This is a genomic window from Microbacterium sp. T3-8, assembly GCF_055398145.1.
Genome location: NZ_AP027918.1, coordinates 1,869,412 through 1,889,715, shown reverse-complemented (window position 1 = coordinate 1,889,715; position 20,304 = coordinate 1,869,412). Strand labels below are relative to the sequence as shown.

Annotated in this window: 17 protein-coding genes; 10 read left to right on the top strand and 7 right to left on the bottom strand. The window is 68.5% G+C overall.

Annotated features, from left to right (window positions below):
* Positions 1 to 139: 139 nt before the first annotated feature.
* A complete protein-coding gene (locus tag ACZ5Y9_RS08910; protein ID WP_464471166.1) occupies positions 140 to 1,291 on the top strand; it encodes a glutamate--cysteine ligase in 1,152 nt (383 codons plus the stop codon).
* A gap of 3 nt (positions 1,292 to 1,294) precedes the next feature.
* On the opposite strand, the gene ACZ5Y9_RS08905 is transcribed toward ACZ5Y9_RS08910, so the two are convergent.
* A complete protein-coding gene (locus ACZ5Y9_RS08905) occupies positions 1,295 to 2,194 on the bottom strand; it encodes a sugar-binding transcriptional regulator (RefSeq protein ID WP_336641850.1) in 900 nt (299 codons plus the stop codon).
* A gap of 174 nt (positions 2,195 to 2,368) precedes the next feature.
* Between ACZ5Y9_RS08905 and ACZ5Y9_RS08900 the strand changes: the two genes are divergently transcribed.
* The 3 genes from ACZ5Y9_RS08900 to glpK all read left to right on the top strand — a co-directional run bounded on the left by ACZ5Y9_RS08900 (position 2,369) and on the right by glpK (position 6,471).
* Positions 2,369 to 4,078 (top strand): glycerol-3-phosphate dehydrogenase/oxidase, encoded by a 1,710-nt coding sequence (locus ACZ5Y9_RS08900; protein WP_440746929.1) that lies wholly within the window; start codon positions 2,369 to 2,371, stop codon positions 4,076 to 4,078.
* 87 nt (positions 4,079 to 4,165) lie between these two features.
* Positions 4,166 to 4,921: an MIP/aquaporin family protein gene (locus tag ACZ5Y9_RS08895; RefSeq protein WP_247622605.1), complete on the top strand. Its 756-nt coding sequence runs from the start codon at positions 4,166 to 4,168 to the stop codon at positions 4,919 to 4,921.
* 35 nt (positions 4,922 to 4,956) lie between these two features.
* A complete protein-coding gene (gene glpK, locus ACZ5Y9_RS08890; RefSeq protein ID WP_247622606.1) occupies positions 4,957 to 6,471 on the top strand; it encodes a glycerol kinase GlpK in 1,515 nt (504 codons plus the stop codon).
* 60 nt (positions 6,472 to 6,531) lie between these two features.
* Here glpK and ACZ5Y9_RS08885 read toward each other — a convergent pair whose 3' ends face one another.
* Entirely contained in the window at positions 6,532 to 7,413 is an 882-nt protein-coding gene (locus tag ACZ5Y9_RS08885) for a LysR family transcriptional regulator (protein WP_464471165.1), read from the bottom strand.
* A 78-nt stretch (positions 7,414 to 7,491) separates the two neighbouring features.
* On the opposite strand from ACZ5Y9_RS08885, the gene ACZ5Y9_RS08880 reads away from it, so the two are divergent.
* The gene (locus ACZ5Y9_RS08880) at positions 7,492 to 8,457 is read left to right on the top strand and encodes an EamA family transporter (RefSeq protein ID WP_464471164.1); all 966 of its coding nucleotides are present in this window, start codon (positions 7,492 to 7,494) and stop codon (positions 8,455 to 8,457) included.
* On the opposite strand, the gene ffh is transcribed toward ACZ5Y9_RS08880, so the two are convergent.
* Positions 8,354 to 9,910: a signal recognition particle protein gene (ffh, locus tag ACZ5Y9_RS08875; RefSeq protein WP_464471163.1), complete on the bottom strand. Its 1,557-nt coding sequence runs from the start codon at positions 9,908 to 9,910 to the stop codon at positions 8,354 to 8,356. The genes ACZ5Y9_RS08880 and ffh overlap by 104 nt on opposite strands.
* A 61-nt stretch (positions 9,911 to 9,971) precedes the next feature.
* Positions 9,972 to 10,559, bottom strand: a complete 588-nt coding sequence (locus ACZ5Y9_RS08870) for a TetR/AcrR family transcriptional regulator (RefSeq protein ID WP_247622610.1) — start codon at positions 10,557 to 10,559, stop codon at positions 9,972 to 9,974.
* A 96-nt stretch (positions 10,560 to 10,655) separates the two neighbouring features.
* On the opposite strand from ACZ5Y9_RS08870, the gene lipB reads away from it, so the two are divergent.
* Positions 10,656 to 11,294, top strand: a complete 639-nt coding sequence (gene lipB, locus ACZ5Y9_RS08865; RefSeq protein WP_247622611.1) for a lipoyl(octanoyl) transferase LipB — start codon at positions 10,656 to 10,658, stop codon at positions 11,292 to 11,294.
* The gene (gene lipA, locus ACZ5Y9_RS08860) at positions 11,291 to 12,280 is read left to right on the top strand and encodes a lipoyl synthase (protein ID WP_464471162.1); all 990 of its coding nucleotides are present in this window, start codon (positions 11,291 to 11,293) and stop codon (positions 12,278 to 12,280) included. The genes lipB and lipA overlap by 4 nt, the downstream gene beginning before the upstream one ends.
* A 15-nt stretch (positions 12,281 to 12,295) precedes the next feature.
* Here the strand turns inward: lipA and ACZ5Y9_RS08855 are convergent, their stop codons facing one another.
* The 3 genes from ACZ5Y9_RS08855 to smc all read right to left on the bottom strand — a co-directional run bounded on the left by ACZ5Y9_RS08855 (position 12,296) and on the right by smc (position 17,328).
* A complete protein-coding gene (locus tag ACZ5Y9_RS08855; RefSeq protein ID WP_247622613.1) occupies positions 12,296 to 12,796 on the bottom strand; it encodes a DUF2004 domain-containing protein in 501 nt (166 codons plus the stop codon).
* 44 nt (positions 12,797 to 12,840) lie between these two features.
* Positions 12,841 to 13,713: a signal recognition particle-docking protein FtsY gene (gene ftsY / locus ACZ5Y9_RS08850; RefSeq protein ID WP_247622614.1), complete on the bottom strand. Its 873-nt coding sequence runs from the start codon at positions 13,711 to 13,713 to the stop codon at positions 12,841 to 12,843.
* 69 nt (positions 13,714 to 13,782) lie between these two features.
* Complete coding sequence (gene smc, locus ACZ5Y9_RS08845; RefSeq protein WP_464471161.1) at positions 13,783 to 17,328, bottom strand: chromosome segregation protein SMC; 3,546 nt, start codon at positions 17,326 to 17,328, stop codon at positions 13,783 to 13,785.
* A gap of 511 nt (positions 17,329 to 17,839) precedes the next feature.
* Between smc and ACZ5Y9_RS08840 the strand changes: the two genes are divergently transcribed.
* The 3 genes from ACZ5Y9_RS08840 to ACZ5Y9_RS08830 are packed head-to-tail and all read left to right on the top strand — an operon-like array spanning position 17,840 to position 20,290.
* A complete protein-coding gene (locus ACZ5Y9_RS08840; protein WP_247622616.1) occupies positions 17,840 to 18,115 on the top strand; it encodes a hypothetical protein in 276 nt (91 codons plus the stop codon).
* A gap of 13 nt (positions 18,116 to 18,128) precedes the next feature.
* The gene (locus tag ACZ5Y9_RS08835) at positions 18,129 to 19,217 is read left to right on the top strand and encodes a GNAT family N-acetyltransferase (RefSeq protein WP_247622617.1); all 1,089 of its coding nucleotides are present in this window, start codon (positions 18,129 to 18,131) and stop codon (positions 19,215 to 19,217) included.
* Entirely contained in the window at positions 19,214 to 20,290 is a 1,077-nt protein-coding gene (locus ACZ5Y9_RS08830) for an N-acetyltransferase family protein (protein WP_464471160.1), read from the top strand. The genes ACZ5Y9_RS08835 and ACZ5Y9_RS08830 overlap by 4 nt, the downstream gene beginning before the upstream one ends.
* Positions 20,291 to 20,304: the final 14 nt, after the last annotated feature.

The window sequence follows — 20,304 nt, the reverse complement described above, 5'->3', positions numbered from 1 at the left end:
CTCAAAGAGGAGGACGGAAGCTGGATAGAGGGTCGAGCATGCCGTCCGACCTTCTATTCTGCCAGATGCCGAGCCCGGGCGCGAAACGTGAGGACTCCGGCTTTGCCGTGTCGCGTCGGCCGCGTGCCAGAATGTGCACGTGACGCTCGAGTTCGCCCCCTCAGCCCGCTCCACCGTCGGCTTGGAGTGGGAGATCATGCTCGCCGATCCGGCGTCCGGTGATCTGGCCGGACGAGCGCCCGAACTCCTCGCCGTTCTCGAGGAACAGAGCGCCAGCGAACGCCACACCGTCACCGGTGAACTCCTCACCAACACGATCGAGGTCACGAGCGGCGTCGGCGAGTCCGTCGCCCACGCCGTCGACGACATCGCCCGGGCGATCTCCGCGGTGCGCGGGGCCACCGACCCGATCGGGATCGAGTTGCTGTCGGCCGGCAGCCACCCGTTCGCGCAGTGGTACGACCAGCAGGTCACCGATAAGACGAGGTACCACACGCTGATCGAGCGCACGCAGTGGTGGGGCCGCAACATGATGATCTGGGGCATTCACGTGCACGTCGGCGTCGATGACCATCGCAAGGTGTTCCCGATCATCAACGCGCTCACCGCGTACCTCCCCCACCTGCAGGCACTCGCGGCTTCGAGTCCGTTCTGGGCCGGAGAGCGCACCGGGTACGCCTCCAATCGCGCGCTGGTGTTCCAGCAGCTGCCGACCGCCGGGCTTCCCTGGCCCCTGCACGATTGGGCGCAGTTCGAGTCGTACATGGACGACATGGTGCGCACCGGGGTGATGAAGGATGCCTCCGAGGTCCGCTGGGACATCCGCCCCGCGCCCCGCTGGGGAACGATCGAGGTGCGCGCCTGCGACGGGATGTCGACGCTCCCCGAACTCGCCGCGGTCGCCTCGCTCGTGCAGGTCCTCGTCGAGCACTTCTCGCGAGAACTCGACGAGGGACGCCCGCTGTCTGCCCTGCCCTCCTGGTTCCACCGCGAGAACAAATGGCGCGCGGCCCGCTACGGACTCGACGCGCGGGTGATCGTCGACGACTCCGGCGCGCAGCGCGACGTGCGGGATCACCTCGCCGAGACCCTCGAGGAACTCGCGCCCGTGGCACGAGCGCTCGGATGCGAACGGGAGTTCGGCAGCGTCGGCACGATCCTGCGCGACGGAGCCAGTTATGCGCGGCAGGTGGCCGTGGCGGACGCCGCCGAGGGCGACCTCGGAGAGGTCGTGCAGCACCTCATCCGCGAGTTCCGCTCCGGCCCGGAGGCCTCGACGCACGAAGCCTGACCCTCAGTCCTCCGCCAGGCGGCGCGCCAGTCCCTCGTCGAGGACCACATCGGTGATCAGATCCGCGGCGATCGCCGCACGGACGCTGGCGAGCTTGGGGATGCCGGACACGACGCAGACCCGTCGGGGTACGCGTCGCAGGCGATCGAGTGTCGGGCCGGTCGCTCGCGCATTGAGACGGATGTCCTTCCAGGAGCCGTCGGCACGGAAGAAGACGGTCGCGACGTCTCCGATCGCATGGTCCTCGCGCAGGCTCCGATAGTCGTCGCGCCCGAGGTATCCGCCGACGTACACGCGGCTCGGCACCTCGGCCGCGGGCGATCCGAGGCTGAAGACCGCGATGTCCATTTTCGACTGCAGGTCGAGCACACGCCGTGTGCTCCGCTCCCGCCACATCGCCTCGCGCGTCGCCGGGTCGTCGAAGAACGCCGGCACCGGGAACTGCTGCACCTGCGCACCGAACGCGCTGCCGAAGCGCTGGAGGATGTCGCTCGAGTACTCGACACCGCTGGTCTGGGTGTTGCCCGCACCGTTCAACTGCACGAATGTCGTGTTGTGCGTCTCCTTCTGCGTGAGGCCGCGACTGACCGCACTGATGGTCGACCCCCACGCCACGCCGATGATCATGTTCGAGTCGACGAACTGCGACAGCAGTCGCCCCGCGGTCAACGCCACCCGTTCCAGGCGCTCGACCTCACTGACGATCTCGGGCATGGGAACGACGTGCGCCACGATGCGATGGCGATCGCGGATCCGCTGCTCGAGCATCCCGAGCCGCTCGAGAGGCGAATTGATGCGGATGTCGACCAAACCGCTCTCCCGGGCGTAGCTCAGAAGACGAGATACCGATGAGCGGGAGGTGCCGAGCTCGCGCGCGATGACCTCCATCGTCTTGTCCTGCATGTAGTAGAGCTGCGCCGCGGTGAGCGCGGCGACCAGCTTCCCGTCACGCGGATGTGCACTGTGATCAGCCAAGACCGCCTCCTTGCCCTCGATCCTTGCACATATGTGCACTGGGCTTGCGCGCAGCGGAGGAGAGGTCGATGCTGGGGGGCAAGCAAGGAAGCGAGCTCGAGAATGATCGAATCGACACACTCATCGGCCGAGCGCGACGACGTACGCGCGCTCCGCGAATCCGGACGTACGACGGTGCTGCTCATCGGCGGCGGCATCAACGGAATATCGACATTCCGTGACCTCGCCCTCCAGGGCGTCGACGTCGTCCTCGTCGAACGCGGCGATTTCGCCTCCGGGGCATCGTCGGCGTCCAGCCACATGATCCACGGCGGCATCCGCTATCTCGAGAACGGCGAGTTCCGTCTCGTTCGCGAGTCGGTCGAGGAGCGCAACGGCCTCCTGCGCATCGCTCCGCACTACGTGAAGCCGCTGCAGACGACGATCCCGATCTACTCGACGTTCTCGGGCATCCTCTCGGCACCCCTGCGCTTTCTCACGCACAAGAGCGGCAAGCCGCAGGAGCGCGGTGCGTTCCTCATCAAGATCGGTCTGACGATCTACGACACGTTCTCCCGTGACGGCGGTAGCGTGCCGCGCCACCGCTTCCTCGGCCGCAAGCGTTCGCTGGCCGAACTGCCCGCGCTCGACCCGAACATCAAGTACACCGCCACGTACTACGACGCGTCCATGCACGACCCGGAGCGCTTGGCCCTCGACGTCCTGCAGGACGGCCGTTCCGCGCACCCGGGCGCGCACGCGCTCAACTACGTCGAGGCGATCGCCCGCGACGGCGAGAACATCGTCCTCCGTGACCGCGAGAGCGGCACGGAGTTCCCGGTGAAGGCCGACGTGGTCGTCAACACCTCCGGCCCCTGGACCGACCTGACGAACGACGCCCTCGGCACCGACACGCGATTCATGGGCGGCACCAAGGGGTCGCACATCGTGCTCGACCACCCGGAGCTGCTCGCCGCCACGCGTGGACGCGAGATCTTCTTCGAGCACTCCGACGGTCGTATCGTGCTGATCTACCCGCTCAAGGGCAAGGTGCTCGTCGGAACGACCGACATCGACGCGGATCCCCGCGAGGTCGCCGTCTGCACCGAGGAGGAAGTCGACTACTTCTTCGACCTGATCCACCACGTCTTCCCGCAGATCGCGGTCGACCGTGAGCAGATCGTGTACCGGTTCTCCGGCATCCGTCCGCTCCCCCGTCACGAGGACACCGCACCCGGTTTCGTCTCGCGCGACTACCGCATCGAGGTCGACGAGAAGGGCGCCGTCCCGCTCGTGAGCCTGGTCGGCGGCAAGTGGACGACCTTCCGTGCGCTCGGCGAGTCGCTCTCCGACGTCGTGCTCGGCCTGCTGAACCGCACCCGCACGGTCTCGACCGCCGGCCGCGCCATCGGAGGCGGCCGCGACTTCCCGCGCACCGAGAAGGCGAAGCGCATCTGGATCCAGGAGAACCTCGCGGGCGCCGGAGACCGCGCCGAGAAGCTCCTCGCCCGCTACGGCACCCGCGCCGCCCAGGTCTGGGAGTACGTCGAGCAGGGAGCGGACGCCCCGCTCGCCGGCGGCGACCTCTCGACCCGGGAGCTCGAGTGGATGGTGCAGAACGAGCTCGTCGCGCGCCTGCAGGACGTCATCCTGCGTCGCACGAGCATCGCGTTCACCGGTCATGCCGATGCCGAGGTCCTCGATGAGATCGCCGACGCGCTCGCTCCCCTACTGGACTGGGACCGTTCGAGGCACGATGCTGAACTCGAACAGACCCGCCAGCTGCTGAACGAGCGGCACGGCCTCGACATCTCGTCCCGCACCCGCGGCTGACGAGACGGAACCGCCGCCTCCCCGCGGCGTAACCCAAGAAGTGTCACGGCAGGGATGACGTGACACGTAAGAAAGGTCAAAGAAGACATGCCTGATGTCAATCTCGGTCTCTATTTCCTGTCGGAGTTCGTCGGCACGGCGATGCTGGTCCTTCTCGGATGCGGTGTCGTCGCCAACGTCGCCCTCGCGAAGAACAAGGGCTTCGGCGGCGGCTTCCTGATGGTCAACTGGGGATGGGGCCTCGCGGTGTTCGCGGGTGTCATCGTCTCGGCGTACTCGGGTGCGATCCTCAACCCGGCCGTGGGTATCGGCCTGGCGATCGCCGGCAAGATCACCTTCACGATGTTCCTCGTCGCCACCGCAGCAGAACTGCTCGGTGCGATCCTCGGTGCGATCGTCGTCTGGCTCGCCTACAAGCAGCACTTCGATGAGGAGCCGGAGGCCGCCAACAAGCTCGGTGTCTTCTCGACCGGCCCCGCGATCCGGTCCTACGGCTGGAACCTCGTCACGGAGATCATCGGTACGTTCGTCCTCGTGTTCGTGATCTTCGGATTCGCCGACTACGGCGACATCGAGGTCGGCGTGCCCGGAGGCCTCGGACCGCTCACCGCGCTGCCCGTCGCGCTGCTCGTGGTCGCCATCGGCGCCTCGCTCGGTGGACCGACCGGCTACGCGATCAACCCGGCCCGTGACCTCGGCCCCCGTATCGCCCACGCGATCCTCCCGATCAAGGGCAAGGGCTCGAGCGACTGGAGCTACTCGTGGGTGCCGGTCGTCGGACCGCTCATCGGTGGTGCGATCGCGGCCTTCGCCGCCCCCGCCCTGCTCGGCCTCGCAGCCTGACGCCACCCGAATCCCACTTCAAAGGAGAACACACCATGGCTGACTACATCCTCGCCATCGATCAGGGAACCACCTCCAGCCGCGCGATCATCTTCGACAAGAAGGGCAGCATCATCGCGACGGGCCAGAAGGAGCACGAGCAGATCCTGCCGAAGGCCGGCTGGGTGGAGCACGACGCCTCCGAGATCTGGCGCAACGTGCAGGAGGTCATCGGCCTCGCACTGAGCCGCGCCGACCTCACCCGTCACGACATCGCAGCGGTGGGCATCACCAACCAGCGCGAGACGGCCGTCGTCTGGGACAAGACGACCGGCAAGCCCGCCTACAACGCGATCGTCTGGCAGGACACCCGCACGCAGGACATCGTCGACCGCCTCGCGGCCGACGGCGGAGTCGAGCGCTTCAAGCCGATCGTCGGACTCCCGCTGGCGACGTACTTCTCGGGGACGAAGATCGCGTGGATCCTCGAGAACGTCGAGGGTGCGCGCGCGAAGGCGGAAGCCGGGGACCTCATCTTCGGCACCACCGACAGCTGGGTGCTGTGGAACCTCACCGGCGGCGTCGACGGCGGCGTGCACGTGACCGATGTCACGAACGCCTCGCGCACGATGTTCATGGACCTCGAGACGCTCGAGTGGCGCGACGACATCCTCGAGGCGTTCGGCGTGCCGCGCTCGATGATGCCGGAGATCCGCTCCTCCTCCGAGGTCTACGGTGCGGCGGAGGACTCCTCGCTGCTGCGCGAGACGCCGATCGCCGGCATCCTCGGCGACCAGCAGGCCGCGACGTTCGGACAGGCCGCCTTCCAGACAGGTGAGAGCAAGAACACCTACGGAACCGGCTGCTTCCTCATCTTCAACACCGGCGAGGAGATCGTCCACTCGAAGAACGGTCTGCTCACCACCGTCGGCTACAAGCTCGGCGACGCTCCGACGCACTACGCGCTCGAGGGTTCGATCGCCGTCACCGGATCGCTGATCCAGTGGCTGCGCGACCAGCTCGGCATCATCTCCTCGGCCCCCGAGGTCGAGGAACTGGCCGACAAGGTCGAGGACAACGGCGGCGTGTACATCGTCCCGGCGTTCTCGGGCCTGTTCGCACCGTACTGGCGACCGGATGCGCGTGGCGCGATCGTGGGCCTCACCCGCTACGCGAACAAGAACCACATCGCGCGCGCCGCACTGGAGGCCGTGGCCTTCCAGACCCGCGACGTGCTCGACGCGGTCAACGCGGACGCGGGCGTCGACCTCACGGAGCTCAAGGTCGACGGCGGCATGGTCGCCAATGACGCTCTGATGCAGTTCCAGGCCGATGTCCTGGGTGTGCCGGTGGTGCGACCGGTCGTCGCGGAGACGACCGCCCTCGGCGCCGCCTATGCCGCCGGCCTCGCCGTCGGGTTCTGGAGCGGCCTCGACGAGCTCTCCGCAAACTGGCAGGAAGACCGTCGCTGGGAGCCCTCCATGGAGAGCGACGAGCGCGACCGCCAGCTGCGCCTGTGGCGCAAGGCCGTCACCAAGTCGATGGACTGGGTCGACGAGGACGTCAAGTAACGACCGATCACCGCGAGGGGCGGGTCCGGAGGGAACTCCGGGCCCGCCCCTTCGCCGTTGTCAGACGGATGCCTCCCCATCGAGCACCGTCAGCAACGCACGAGCGACACGCCGAGGCGAGTCGAGATCCCAGGCGACGTACTCCGCTCGCCTCGGGCCGTCGACGACCGGCACCGTGCTCACCCCGGCCATACCCGCGGGAACCGCCCCCGGAGTGAGGAGCGCGACCGCGAGTCCCTCGGCGACCAGGCCGAGCATGACTCCGGCCGTGTCGACTTCGAATGCGACGTCGCGATCGACGCCCGCCGCCCGGAAGGCGACGTCGCTCTGGGCTCGCCCCGACGTCCCGGCCGGGAAGTCCACGAAGACGTCCTCGGCGAGATCGCCAAGTCTCAGTCGGGTGCGCGCCGCGAGTCGGTGGGCACGCGGGAGCACCGCGACGTGATGATCGACGGCGATCTCCCGGTATCCGACACCGCGGGGCTCGGCGCCCGGTTGCAGCCCGAGAAGCGCGACATCCAGATCGCCGCGCCGGATCTTCGCGACGAGCTCATCGCTGTTGCCCATCTCCAGTTCGACCCGTACGGCGGGGTGTGCGGCTCGGAACGACGCGAGGAGGCGCGGAACGCGGACGGCGACGACCGTCGGGATGATTCCGATCCGAACGGTGCCGTCCAGCTGATCGGGCTCGGCGGCCACCGCATCGATGGCCTGCTGCGCAGAAGCGAGCGCGCTGCGCGCCGGTGGGAGGAAGGCCTCCCCCGCTTCGGTCATCCGGACACCGCGGCTCGACCGGATGAACAGTCGCTGACCCAGCTCCCGCTCGAGGGCGGCGATCTGGTGGCTCAGCGCGGACTGCGTGACGAAGCAACGCTCGGCGGCTCGGGTGAAGCTCCGCGTCGCGGCCACCTCGACGACGTAGCGCATCTGCTGAAGCTCCATCTGAACATGATCTCACGTCATGAACAGCATGCTCAGAATGCGTTGGATTCATGTTGGCTGCGTGTCCATGCTGAGAACATGAACCGTCTGCGCATCCTGCTCCTCACCGCCCTCGCACCGATGGCCTGGGGAACGACCTACCTCGTCACGACGGAGATGCTGCCGCCGGGGCATCCGCTCTTCGCCGGTCTCCTGCGCTCCCTCCCCGCCGGGGTCCTCGCGATCCTGCTTTCGCGCAGACTCCCCCGCGGCGCCTGGTGGGGAAAGGCGGTGGTGCTCGGCGCGCTCAACATCGGGGCGTTCTTCCCCCTGCTCTTCCTCGCCGCCGAGCGTCTTCCGGGAGGGGTGGCTGCCGCGGTCGCCGGCGCTCAACCGCTGATCGTGCTCGCGCTGGGTGCGCTCGTGCTGCACGAGCGCATCCGTCCGTCCTCCGCGGCCGCGGCACTGGGAGGCACGATGGGCGTCGCACTCATCGTCCTCGGGCCGTCGGCGGGGCTCGACGCGTGGGGAGTCCTCGCGGCGCTCGGCGGCGTGACGGCGACCGGCGCCGGAATGGTCCTGACGAAGCGCTGGGGACGGCCGAAGGGGGTCGGTCCCATCACTTACGCGGGGTGGCAGCTCGGCGCCGGAGGTCTCGTTCTCCTGCCCCTCACGCTCCTGATCGAGGGGACGCCCCCGGCGATCGACGCGACGGCCGCACTCGGCTACACGTGGCTCGCGACGGCGGGCGGCATCTTCGCCTACACCCTGTGGTTCGGCGGCATCCAGAAACTGCCGGTGATCGCGCCCGGACTGCTCGCGTTGCTCTCCCCGGTGGTGGCGACGCTCCTCGGCGTCGTCGTCGCCGGCGAGTCGTTCACCGTCATTCAGGGTGTCGGGATCGCCGTCGTCCTCGCCGCATTGGTCGGCGGGCAGTTCGCGGCGATGCCCGGGCGGGCCGTCAGCTCTTGCCGAACAGCTTCTGGATCTCGGCGAGATCGGCCTCGGTCGGCGCGTTCGCGCCGCCGCCCAGACCGAATCCCGAACCGGTCGGCTGCGCGGTAGCGACGGCTCCGGAGTTCTCGGCCGCACGCTTGGCCGGGTTGCCCGAGCGTGATCCGCTCGACGACTTGCCCTTCTTCCCGCGCTTGGACGATGCGCCGGGGCGTCCCATTCCGGGGACCGGGCCCATGCCGGGGATGTTCGGGGTGCCGCCGCGGGCGACGGTCTTCATCATCTTCGCGGCCTGTTCGAAGCGGGCGACGAGCTGGTTCACGTCGGTGACCGTCATGCCCGAACCCCGAGCGATGCGCAGGCGGCGCGAGCCGTTGAGAACCTTGGGATTGCGGCGCTCGCCCGGCGTCATCGACCGGATGATCGCTTCGGTGCGGTCGATCTCGCGCTCGTCGAAGTCGTCGAGCTGCTGCTTCATCTGGCCCATGCCGGGGAGCATCCCCAGCATCTTCTTCATCGAGCCCATCTTCTTCATCTGCTGAAGCTGCTCGAGGAAGTCTTCGAGGGTGAACTGCTCGGTCGCGAGCTTCTCGGCGACCTTCATCGCCTCTTCTTCGTCGAACGCCTGCTGCGCCTGCTCGATCAGAGTGAGGATGTCACCGAGGTCGAGGATGCGGCTCGCCATGCGATCCGGGTAGAAGGGCTCGAGATCTTCGAGACGCTCACCCGTGGAGGCGAAGATGATCGGGCGACCGGTGATCGACGCGACCGAGAGCGCGGCTCCACCGCGCGCGTCGCCGTCGAGCTTCGAGAGCACGACACCGGTGAAATCGACGCCCTCCTGGAACGCCTTCGCCGTGTTCACGGCATCCTGACCGATCATCGCGTCGATCACGAACAGGACCTCATCGGGCTGGACCGCCGCGCGGATATCGGCCGCCTGCTTCATGAGCTCGGCGTCGACGCCGAGTCGTCCGGCGGTGTCGATGATCACGACGTCGTGCTGTTGGCGGCGCGCGTGCTCGACACCGTCCCGCGAGACCTTGACCGGGTCGCCGACGCCGTTGCCGGGCTCGGGGGCGTAGATGGTGGCGCCGGCCTGCTCGGCGACGACCTGCAGCTGGTTCACGGCGTTCGGGCGCTGGAGGTCCGCGGCGACGAGCAGAGGCGTGTGCCCCTCGCCCTCGAGCTGCTTGGCGAGCTTTCCGGCGAACGTCGTCTTTCCCGAGCCCTGGAGGCCGGCGAGCATGATGACGGTCGGAGCGGTCTTCGCGAACTGCAGACGACGCTGCTCTCCGCCGAGGATCTGCACCAGCTCCTCGTTGACGATCTGAACGACCTGCTGGGCGGGGTTCAGCGCCTTGTTGACCTCGTCTCCGAGCGCACGTTCGCGGACCTTCGCCGTGAAGTCCTTGACGACCGTGAGTGCGACGTCGGCGTCGAGGAGTGCGCGGCGGATCTCGCGCACGGTGCCGTCGACATCGCTCGCGGTGAGTTTTCCCTTCGTGCGCAGATTGCGGAAGGTCTCGGTGAGCCGATCGGAGAGCGTGCCAAACGTAGCCATGGTGCTCCGATTCTACGCGAGTCGACCGACGCGGATCGTCGGCTCGGCCCGGCTTCTCGAATCAGCGGGACCAGCGGAGGTCGCCGATGAGGTCGAGCGCATCGCGGAGCACGTTCTCGGGTGCCGCACGACCCGCCCCCTGCTCCGCCCAGACCCGGAGCGACGAGAGCACCGCGGCTGCGTGAGCCGCACCGAGGATATCGGCGCGGATCTCATCGATCCCCGAGGCGCGGGCAGCCTGTGCGATCGCCGCGGCCAGCCGCGCCTGGCGCACGCCCGCGTCGCGCGGAAGCTCGTCCTCGAGGCCCATCGCCGCGACGTTCCGCAGTGCGAGGGCCAGGGGGTCGGGGGCGAACTCCCGCACCGCTGCGAGCAGGATCAGGCGCACGTCCGCGTCGCTCGCGTCACGATCGAGGGCGTCGAGAGCATCGGATGCCTCAGCGATGCGAGCGTCGAGCCCCGACCAGAGCACGTCGCTCTTCGACGCGAAGTAGTTGAAGAAGCTCGACCGGCTCACCCCTGCCCGCTGAGTGATCTCGGCGATGGAGGTCGACTCGTACCCCTGCTCGAGGAAGAGTTCGCAGGCGGCCTCGGCGAGCGTCTCGCGAGACGACGCCTTCGGGCGTCCGGCACGACCGGTGGTCTTCATGCCTTCACGGTACCGCGCCGCGCCGATGCGTCGCGGCGAGCATCGAGAGGCGTATTGTTGGACGCGTTACAACAATGCGCTTCGACGGGAGATCGGATGCTGGACATCGTGACGGCCGGACTCGCTCCGGACCTCGTCCCTTACGCCGAGGGATGGGATCTTCAACGACGGATCCACACGGACGTGGTCGACGGCACCCGCCCCGACACGCTCATCCTGCTCGAGCACGAGGCCGTGTACACCGCCGGCAAGCGCACCGAGCCGCACGAACGCCCCGCGGACGGGACGCCCGTGATCGATGTCGACCGCGGTGGGAAGATCACCTGGCATGGACCGGGGCAGCTCGTCGGATACCCCATCGTCCGACTCGAGGAGCCGCTCGACGTCGTCGCCCACGTGCGCCGCCTGGAGCGTCTGCTGATCGATGTCCTCGGACCGCTCGGCGTGGACGGCTACCAGGTCGAGGGCAGGAGCGGCGTCTGGGTGCGCCGCCCGCTGTCCGAGGACAAGGTCGCCGCGATCGGCGTGCGGGTGCAGCAGGGCGTGACGATGCACGGGTTCGCGCTCAACTGCGACAACTCCCTCGCAGGCTTCCGCGGCATCATCCCGTGCGGCATCACCGATGCCGGCGTCACCACCATCAGCGAGATCGTCGGGGCGGACGTCTCCCCCGCCGACGTCCTCTCCTCCGTGATCCGCACCTTCGCCACCGAGTACTCAGGAGTCACCGCATGACCGCCGTCCCCGAGGGGCGCAAGCTCCTCCGCCTCGAAGTACGAAACGCCGAGACGCCGATCGAACGCAAGCCCGAATGGATCCGCACCAAGGCGAAGATGGGCCCGGAGTACACTGCCCTGCAGTCGCTCGTGAAGAGCGAGGACCTGCACACCGTGTGCCAGGAGGCCGGTTGCCCCAACATCTTCGAGTGCTGGGAGGACCGCGAGGCCACCTTCCTCATCGGGGGCTCGCAATGCACGCGCCGGTGCGACTTCTGCCAGATCGACACCGGCAAGCCCGCCGACTACGACACCGACGAGCCGCGTCGGGTCGCCGAGAGCGTGGTGCGGATGAACCTTCGCTACGCGACGGTGACCAGCGTCGCGCGTGACGATCTGCCGGACACGGGAGCCTGGCTCAACGCGGAGACCGTCCGCAAGATCCACGAGCTCAATCCGAACACCGGCGTCGAGCTGCTGGCCAACGAGCACAACGCCGATCCGGCGTTCCTGGGGCAGATCTTCGATGCGCGCCCCGAGGTCTTCGCGCACAACGTCGAGACCGTGCCGCGCATCTTCAAGCGCATCCGCCCGGCGTTCCGCTACGAGCGCTCGCTCGACGTGATCACACAGGCGCGAGACGCCGGCCTCATCACCAAGTCGAACCTCATCCTGGGCATGGGTGAGGAACCGGAGGAGGTCGTCCAGGCGCTCCAGGATCTGCACGACGCCGGGTGCGACATCATCACCATCACGCAGTACCTGCGCCCGTCGCCGCGTCACCTCCCGGTGGCGCGCTGGGTGAAGCCGGCGGAGTTCGTCGAGTTCAAGGACGAGGCCGAGCGCATCGGGTTCCTCGGTGTCCTGGCCGGGCCCCTCGTGCGTTCGTCGTACCGTGCGGGCCGCCTGTGGGCGCAGTCGATGGTGTCGAAGGGACGGGAGATCCCCGCGCACCTCGCCCACATCGCCGACAGCGCGGATCTGGGATTCACCCAGGCGGTCTGAGCACAGACCGTCGCGTCAGTCGGCGCTCATCACCGACTGCACGCTGCCGTCGGAACCGAGGTTCACCAGGAGCACGTCGTCGGTGGTGGCGGCGTCGAGCGCGTACTCCAGCACCGCGAACGGCTCGGACCCGCCGTGCTCGTCGGCGAGGATCGTCATGCTCATGAGCCGGAGAGAACGGATGATGTCGACGGCGGCGTCGCCCGAGATGTCGACGAGGACATCGGGGAGGTCGTCACCGTAGGCCTCCTGCTGCTGCAGGATGTACTCGGTCACCTCGCTCGTGCGATCGTCGACCTCCGACAGCATCCCGCGACGTGCCGTGTCGTCGACGTTCTCGAGCCCGGCGATCAACGAGGCTGCGATGTCGAGCGCCTCGGACGACACATCGTCCTGATCGGGCGCGGTCAGGTCGACGGTGACGCTCTGGTCGCCGAGTTCGACCGTCTCCGACCAGAAGATCGATCCGTCCGGCCCTGAGGACAGGAGCCCGAAGTAGTCGTGTTCGATCGCCATACCGCTATGAAACCAGCCTCATGCTCGCGACGGTAGTCCCGTCGTCATCCGACAAGTGATTGCACGAACACGTGCGGGGTGAATCCGGTCAGGTCATCGATGCCCTCACCCTGACCGAGGAGCTTGACGGGGATGCCGGTGCGCTCCTGAACCGCCAGAACGAAACCGCCCTTGGCAGACCCGTCGAGCTTCGTGAGGACGAGTCCCGTGACCCCCGCGTGCTGCAGGAAGGACTCCGCCTGCATCACCCCGTTCTGCCCGGTCGTGGCGTCGAGCACCAGCAGCACCTCGCTGATCGGCGCCTGCTTCTCGACCACACGCCGGATCTTGCCGAGCTCGTCCATCAGGCCGCCCTTGGTGTGCAGCCGGCCCGCGGTGTCGATGATCGCGATCTCGATCCCCTCGCGCTGCGCGTACTCGACGGTCTGGAACGCCACCGATGCGGGGTCCTGGCCCTCCTGCTGAGGCCGCACGATCGCGGCGCCACCGCGCTGGGCCCAGGTGGCGAGCTGGTCGACGGCCGCCGCGCGGAAGGTGTCGGCGGCGCCCACGACGACACTGCGCTGGAATCCGCGCAGGAACTTCGTGAACTTCCCGATCGTGGTCGTCTTCCCGACGCCGTTCACACCCACGACGAGCACCACGGCGGGGCGCTCGGTGAGCTTGAGCGTGGTGTCGAACTTCGCGAAGTGCTCCTCGAGCGTCTCGCGCAGCATCCGCTGGAGGTCTTTCGGGTCGGTCGTACGGAACCGTTCGACCTTCGCCCGGAGCTCCTCGACGATGCGCTCGCTGATGTCGGGACCGAAGTCCGCCGTGATCAGCGCCGTCTCGAGGTCGTCCCAGGTCGTCTCATCGATCGTGGGCTTGACGAACATGCCGCGCAGTGCGCGACCGAGGGACCAGGACTTCTCCGCCATGCCCCCCAGCCTACGGGGCGCGAAGCATCGCGGAGTCCGCCGCCGTCCCCGGCGATTCGCTGCGAGACCTCAGCTCGCCGCGGCCGCGCGATCGCCCACGCGCTGCCCGACCACCGCGGAGACGCCGTCCTGACGCATCGACACGCCGTACAGCGCGTCGGCGATCTCCATCGTGCGCTTCTGGTGCGTGATCACGAGCAGCTGCGAGGTCTCGCGCAGTTGCTCGAAGACCGTGAGAAGTCGGCCGAGGTTCGCATCGTCGAGCGCGGCCTCGACCTCGTCGAGGATGTAGAACGGGCTCGGACGCGCCTTGAAGATCGCCACGAGCAGAGCGACGGCTGCGAGTGAGCGCTCTCCGCCCGAGAGCAGGGAGAGCCGTTCGATCTTCTTCCCGACCGGGCGCACGGCGACCTCGATCCCGGTCGTGAGCATGTTGTCGGGGTCGGTGAGCGAGATGCTCCCCGTACCGCCGGGGAACAGCAGGGGGAAGACCTCGCCGAACGCCTCCTGGGTATCCGCGAACGCGCTCGCGAAGATGGTCTGCATCCGCTCGTCGAGGTCGGCGATGATCGTCATCAGGTCTTGACGGGTCTGCGTGAGATCCGCGAGCTGTTCGGTGAGGAACGCGTGACGCTGTTCCAGCGCGGCGAATTCCTCGAGCGCGAGCGGATTCACCCGGCCGAGTTGTGCGAGCTTGCGCTCGGCGTCGGCCAGGCGTCGCTGCTGGATGCGGCGGTCGAACGGAATGGTCAGGTCGACGTCGATCTCGTGGTCGTCCGAGACCTCGGCGATGTCGCGCGGAACGGGCTGATCGGGGCCGTACTCGGCGACGAGGATGTCTTCGTCGAGCGCGAGCTCGGAGGCGACGCGTTCGAGCAGCCCGGTCAGGTGGAGCTTCTTCTCGTGGATCTGCAGTTCGAGGCCGTGCACGCTCTCGGTGAGCCCGGCCAGGCGTTCCCGCAATGAGGACTCCTGCGCCCGCAGTCCGGTGAGCTCCTGGTTCTGGGCCGCCCGAGCCGTCTCGGCCTCGGCCAGCGCCACGCGCGCCTCGGTGACCGAACGGTCGAGCGAGTCGAGGACGCGAGGGAGCTCCTCGGCGACACCGGCGGCCGCCTCGCGCTGCGCGCGGCGGATCACGGCACGGCGGGCAGCTTCGGCGGCGGCATCCCGCTCCTGCTCGCGCTGGCGCTCCAGTGCGGTCACCCGCGACTGCGCCGCACGCACGCGTTCGCGGAGCGTCTCGATCTCGAGCCGCGCCCGCACCTCGCCCTCGCGCGCGGATTCCAACGCCTCCAGCAGACCGGCACGCGCCGAGGCATCGAGCACGGGGCGGGGAGCGGAGACGGCATCGTCGAGCGCGGTCTTCGCGGACTCCGCCTTCGCCTCGGCATCCGCCACGGCCGATTGCGCCTGTGCGAGACCGGTCTCGAGACGCTCGCACTCGGCGACCGCGGCTTCGTGACGCACCGTGATGCGGTTCACCTGTTCGGCGTGCGTGGCCAGGGCCGCGTCCAGCTCGCGCAGTGCGCGCAGGGCGTCCTTCGACTGGCGCCGCGTCGTCTCGACGGCCTCGTTCGCGTCTTCCCGTGCCTCGCGGAGCGAATCCACGATCACCTGCACCTCGGCGAGCCGCTCTGTGGCGGCGTCGCGCTCGGCCGCGAGCTCGAGGCGCGAGCGTTCGCCTCCCGACCCGGTGCGCAGGCTGTGGGCGGTGACGACGTCTCCGCCGACGGTGACGATCGTGGTCGACTCGTCGTCGAGCGCATCCAGAGCGGTGCGCGCAGCGCGAGCAGCATCGAGATCGTCGGCGATGAGGACGTGGGCGAGAATTCCGAGCACTCCCGCGGGCGCATCGACGGCCGAAACCGCCGGGGTCACTCCGGACAACTGCGGGAGTTCGACCGAACGACGCGAGGTCTCGGCCGCGACGAAGTCGACCACTCCCCTCCGCTGGTCGGCCGCTTCGGCAGCCAGCGTGAACGCATCGGCGGCTGTATCGACGAGCACGCCCTCGGCGAGGGGACCGAGCACGGCGGCCACCGCGGCTTCGAAGCCCGATCGGACCTGCACCGCGTCGCCGACGAGACCCCGGATCCCCGGGCCACCCGCCTTCACGATCTCGGCGGAACCACCCGACAGCGCCAGCGCGCTCCCGAGCGCCGCCGCCTTGGCCGTCAACGAGTCGACCTCGCGCTCGGCGGCGTGCAGCCGCTCGCGCAGAGTCTCGCGCTCAGCCTCCGCCGCGGTCGCCGCGCGCTGCGCACTCTCGTACGCCGCAGAGTAATCGGCCGCAGAACCTTCGGGCGCCTCGGCATCCTCGATCGCCTCGAGCGCCTCCGACGCCTCTCGCCGCCGCTCGTTCGCGGCCTCGAGCGCGTTCTCCTGGCGGAGCACAGCGCCGCGCACGGCGGCAAGCGCGGAGGCGGCCGCATCGGCGGTGCCGCGCAGCTCCGAGAGACGCATGTCGTACTCCGACACCAGAGCGCTCTGCTCTGCGATGTCGACGTCGAGCGTGTCGAGCTCGGCGCGGGCGTTCAGGACTTCTCGGCTGGCCGCGACGGCCGCGTCCTGGGCGTCACCGAGACCGGCCGAGATCTCGGTGATGTCGTCCTTGGCCTCGTCGATCGTCGCCTGCGTCACGGTGACCGCGGTGACCGCGGCATCGTCGTCCTCGGTGCCGAGGAGGGCGAGCCGCTGATTGGCGAGCGTGTAGAGACCGCGCATGCGCTCCTGCACCTGCTCCAGCCCGAACGCGACGCTGCGCGCCTGATCGACGGCGACGGAGTTCTGATCCTGTTCGAGCCGGTGGATGCTCGCCCGCACGGTGTCGGCCTGGTCCGAGAGCACGAGGCGCTCGGTGTGTCGTTCCTTCTCCGTGCGCGTGTGGTCGGCCAGCGCCGTGCGCAGGGCCACGACGTCGTCGGCGAAGAGTCGTGCCTTCGCATCGCGCACGACGGCAGCGATCGACTGCGCCTCGCGGGCGATCTCGGCCTGACGACCGAGCGGCTTGAGTTGGCGACGGATCTCCCCCGCGAGATCGCTCAGACGCGTCAGGTTCGTCTCCATCGCGTCGAGCTTGCGAACCGTCTTCTCCTTGCGTCGACGGTGCTTGAGGATGCCGGCGGCTTCTTCGATGAAGCCGCGCCGATCTTCGGGCGACGCCTGCAGAACGGTATCGAGACGTCCTTGCCCGACGATCACGTGCATCTCACGACCGAGGCCGGAATCGCTGAGCAGCTCCTGCAGATCGAGGAGCCGGCAGCTGTCGCCGTTGATGGCGTACTCGCTCGATCCGTTGCGGAAGAGCGTTCGGCTGATCGTCACCTCGGCGTACTCGATCGGAAGCGCACCGTCGCTGTTGTCGATCGTCAGCTGAACCTCGGCACGACCCAGCGGGCCGCGCGTCGACGTGCCCGCGAAGATGACGTCCTCCATCTTGCCGCCGCGGAGGGTCTTCGCGCCCTGCTCCCCCATCACCCAGGCGAGAGCGTCGACGACGTTCGACTTACCGGAGCCGTTCGGTCCCACGATGCACGTCACACCGGGTTCGAAGACGAAGCTCGTCGGTTGCGCGAACGACTTGAAGCCCTTGAGGGTCAGGCTCTTCAGATGCATCGGGGCACCGATCGTTCGGGGAGAATCACGCCCATACGTTACCGGAAATGCGGGATTCGGCCGGGAGACCGCGCGGGAGGCACCCGAGACCGACACGCGCGACACGCCGTGAAACTGGGAAAATGCTTGACTCGGTGCCCGAACGTTCGCTAGCTTGGGCCACCGACACCTCAAGAAGGGAGGTTACCGATGATGAACATTCAGCTCTCCGCACAGACCAACGGTCTGGTCGCGCACGCTTCCACTGCGCCGCGCCTTGCGTACTCGGTAACCGACCTCGGCGTCGACGGCAACGCTGTCTCCTAGAACAGCACCCGCCCTCGACTGATCCCCTCGGGGATCCGTCCGCGTCGATCGCCCTGTGCGCCACCGCCGCCGAGCGTCATCGATCCGCGGCTCACGCCTCTCGGCATCCGCTCTCCGCGCCCTCTGCGCATCCGTCCGTCCGGCCGTCCGGCCGTCGACGCCGCGTCTTCCGCGTTTCTGCACACCCCTTTCGAAGGAAACCACCGTGAACATCACGCTGTCCCGCAACATCACCCACCCACCGGATACTCAGGACCGCACGGTCCTGCACATCCCCGAACCCGAAGAACTGCGCGCCCTGTCGCTCGGTGATCGCCTGTCACTGCGGATCGGCCTCTGGCTGCTCCGTCGGACGCAACGCCCCCGCCGACCGAAGCGCGAGTTCGCTCCGGCTGCACCGCTGTTCCTCCACGACCAGCACCGCAGCCCCCAGGAGAGCGCGGCGATCCTCGCCTACCACCTCCAGCGTCAGATGCACTGAGAAGGAGAATCGGATGAGCATCCCCCTCAGCGCAGGCGCGACCCTGCATCCGCTCGTGGTTCCGGCCCGGGCGGATGCAGCGGACGCGGGCGAGTTCCGTGAGCTCGCCCGCGTCCGCAACCTCGTCTACCGCGAACTCACCGGACGCGACGAGCAGGATCTGTCGCCGGCCGAACTCCTCCCCCGACTGCGATCGCGCGAGGAGCAGACGACGCTCGTATGGACCGTCCGACTCGCCGACGAGATGATCGGTCGCGTCGTCGTCGATCTCCCCCACGAAGCGGGGTCGCGTGTGGCGATCGCGACCATCGAGTTGCGTCCGCTCGCCTGGGGGCGCGGCATCGGGCGGGCGATCCTCCCTCACGTCGAGGAGGCTGCGCGAGCGCACGGCCGCGGTGTGATCCAGAACTGGACGGAACAGCCCACCGCTGACGGGGCGCGCCTCGAATCGCCCACCGGGCACGGCAGCGTCCCGAACGATCATGTCGCCCGCTTCCTCACCCGCAGCGGCTTCTCGCTCGAGCAGGTGTACCGGATCAGCCTGCTGGACCTCGACGACGTCGCCCGCGCGCGGAGCGCCGAGCTCCTCGCCGAGGCGGAGGCCGCATCGAGCGACTACCGGGTCGTGCGCTGGACGCTGCCGACACCGGCCGAACACCTCGACGGGTACGCCTGGTTGAAGTCGCGTATGTCGACGGACGCACCGTCGGCCGACCTCGACGCCGACGAGGAGGCATGGGATGCGGCACGCGTGCGCCGCATGGAGCAACGGCAGGCCGAGGCGGGTCACACTCTCCAGGTCACCGCCGCCCAGCACATCGTCACGGGCGAACTCGCCGCGTTCACCGAACTCGGCACCGGCACGAGCGGATCGACGACGACGATCCAGCACGACACCCTGGTGCTGCGCGAGCACCGCGGACACCGACTCGGGCTGCGCGTGAAATGCGCAGCCCTACAGAGCTGGACTGCGATCGCGCCGACCTCCCAGCGGGTGATCACCTACAACGCCGAAGAGAATCGGCCGATGCTCGCCATCAACGAAGCGATCGGCTTCACCGCGCGCGCCTACGAGGGCGCTTGGAAAAAAGAACTGACATGACCACCCCGACGACGGTCGTCCCCCTCGCCGTTCCCCTGACGCTCGACGACCCCGACGCCGCGGGGTTCCTCGCCTATGGCGAACTCGGCCACCGGGTATGCGACGAGATGGTCGGCCTGCCCGATCTCGCACCGACCGCCGCGCAGATGCTGCCCGCGTGGCACGACACGACCGACACACTGCACACGGGCTTCCTCGCCCGACGGGGCGACCGCATCGTCGGCGCCGTCACCGTCGACTACGCCCAGGACGCGGGGGCGCGGGCGGCCGAGCTCGACCTGCTCGTGCCGGAGGAGCACTGGAGCGAAGGCGTCGAAGAGGCTCTGCTCGATCGCGCCGAGGACGAGGCGCGCGCACGCGGACGCGACATCCTCCAGATCTGGAGCCTGCACCGCCCGATCGAGGCTGATCGGATGCTGGTCCCGAAGACCGGCTGGGGACGAGTGCCCGCGATCGCGCTGACCGACCTGCTGGGGGCGCGCGGCTACCGACTCGAGCAGGTCGAACGCAACAGCGAACTCGATCTCACCGCCGACCCGGCGCCGCTGCGCGACGCTCTGGAGCAGGCGATGAGCCGAGCCGGTTCCGACTACCGCCGCATCGAGTGGAATCTGCCGACCCCGCCGGAGCTGCGCGACGGCTACGCCGATGTGCTGGCACGGTTGGTGACCGATGCACCGAGCGGCGACATGGAGTTCGACGCCGAGGAGTGGGATGCCGCACGCGTCGTGCGTCGTGATGCCCGCCTCACGAGCGCCGGCCAGATGGTCTCCGTCGCCGCGGTGCGACATGTGCCGACCGGCGCGATCGTCGCGTACAACGAGCTGCTCATCGGCGAGGACCGCGCGGGCGTGACGCATCAGTTCGGCACGCTCGTCGCTCGGGAGCACCGCGGGCATCGGCTCGGCACCATCGTCAAGTGCGCAAACCTGCTGCGGTGGCGCGAACTCGCGCCCGACTCGACGCGGGTCTCGACCTTCAATGCCGAGGAGAACCGGCCGATGCTCGACATCAACGAGGCGATCGGTTTCGTACCGGTCTCGTATGTCGGGGCGTGGCAGAAGAAGCTCTGAGGAGGAACGGATGG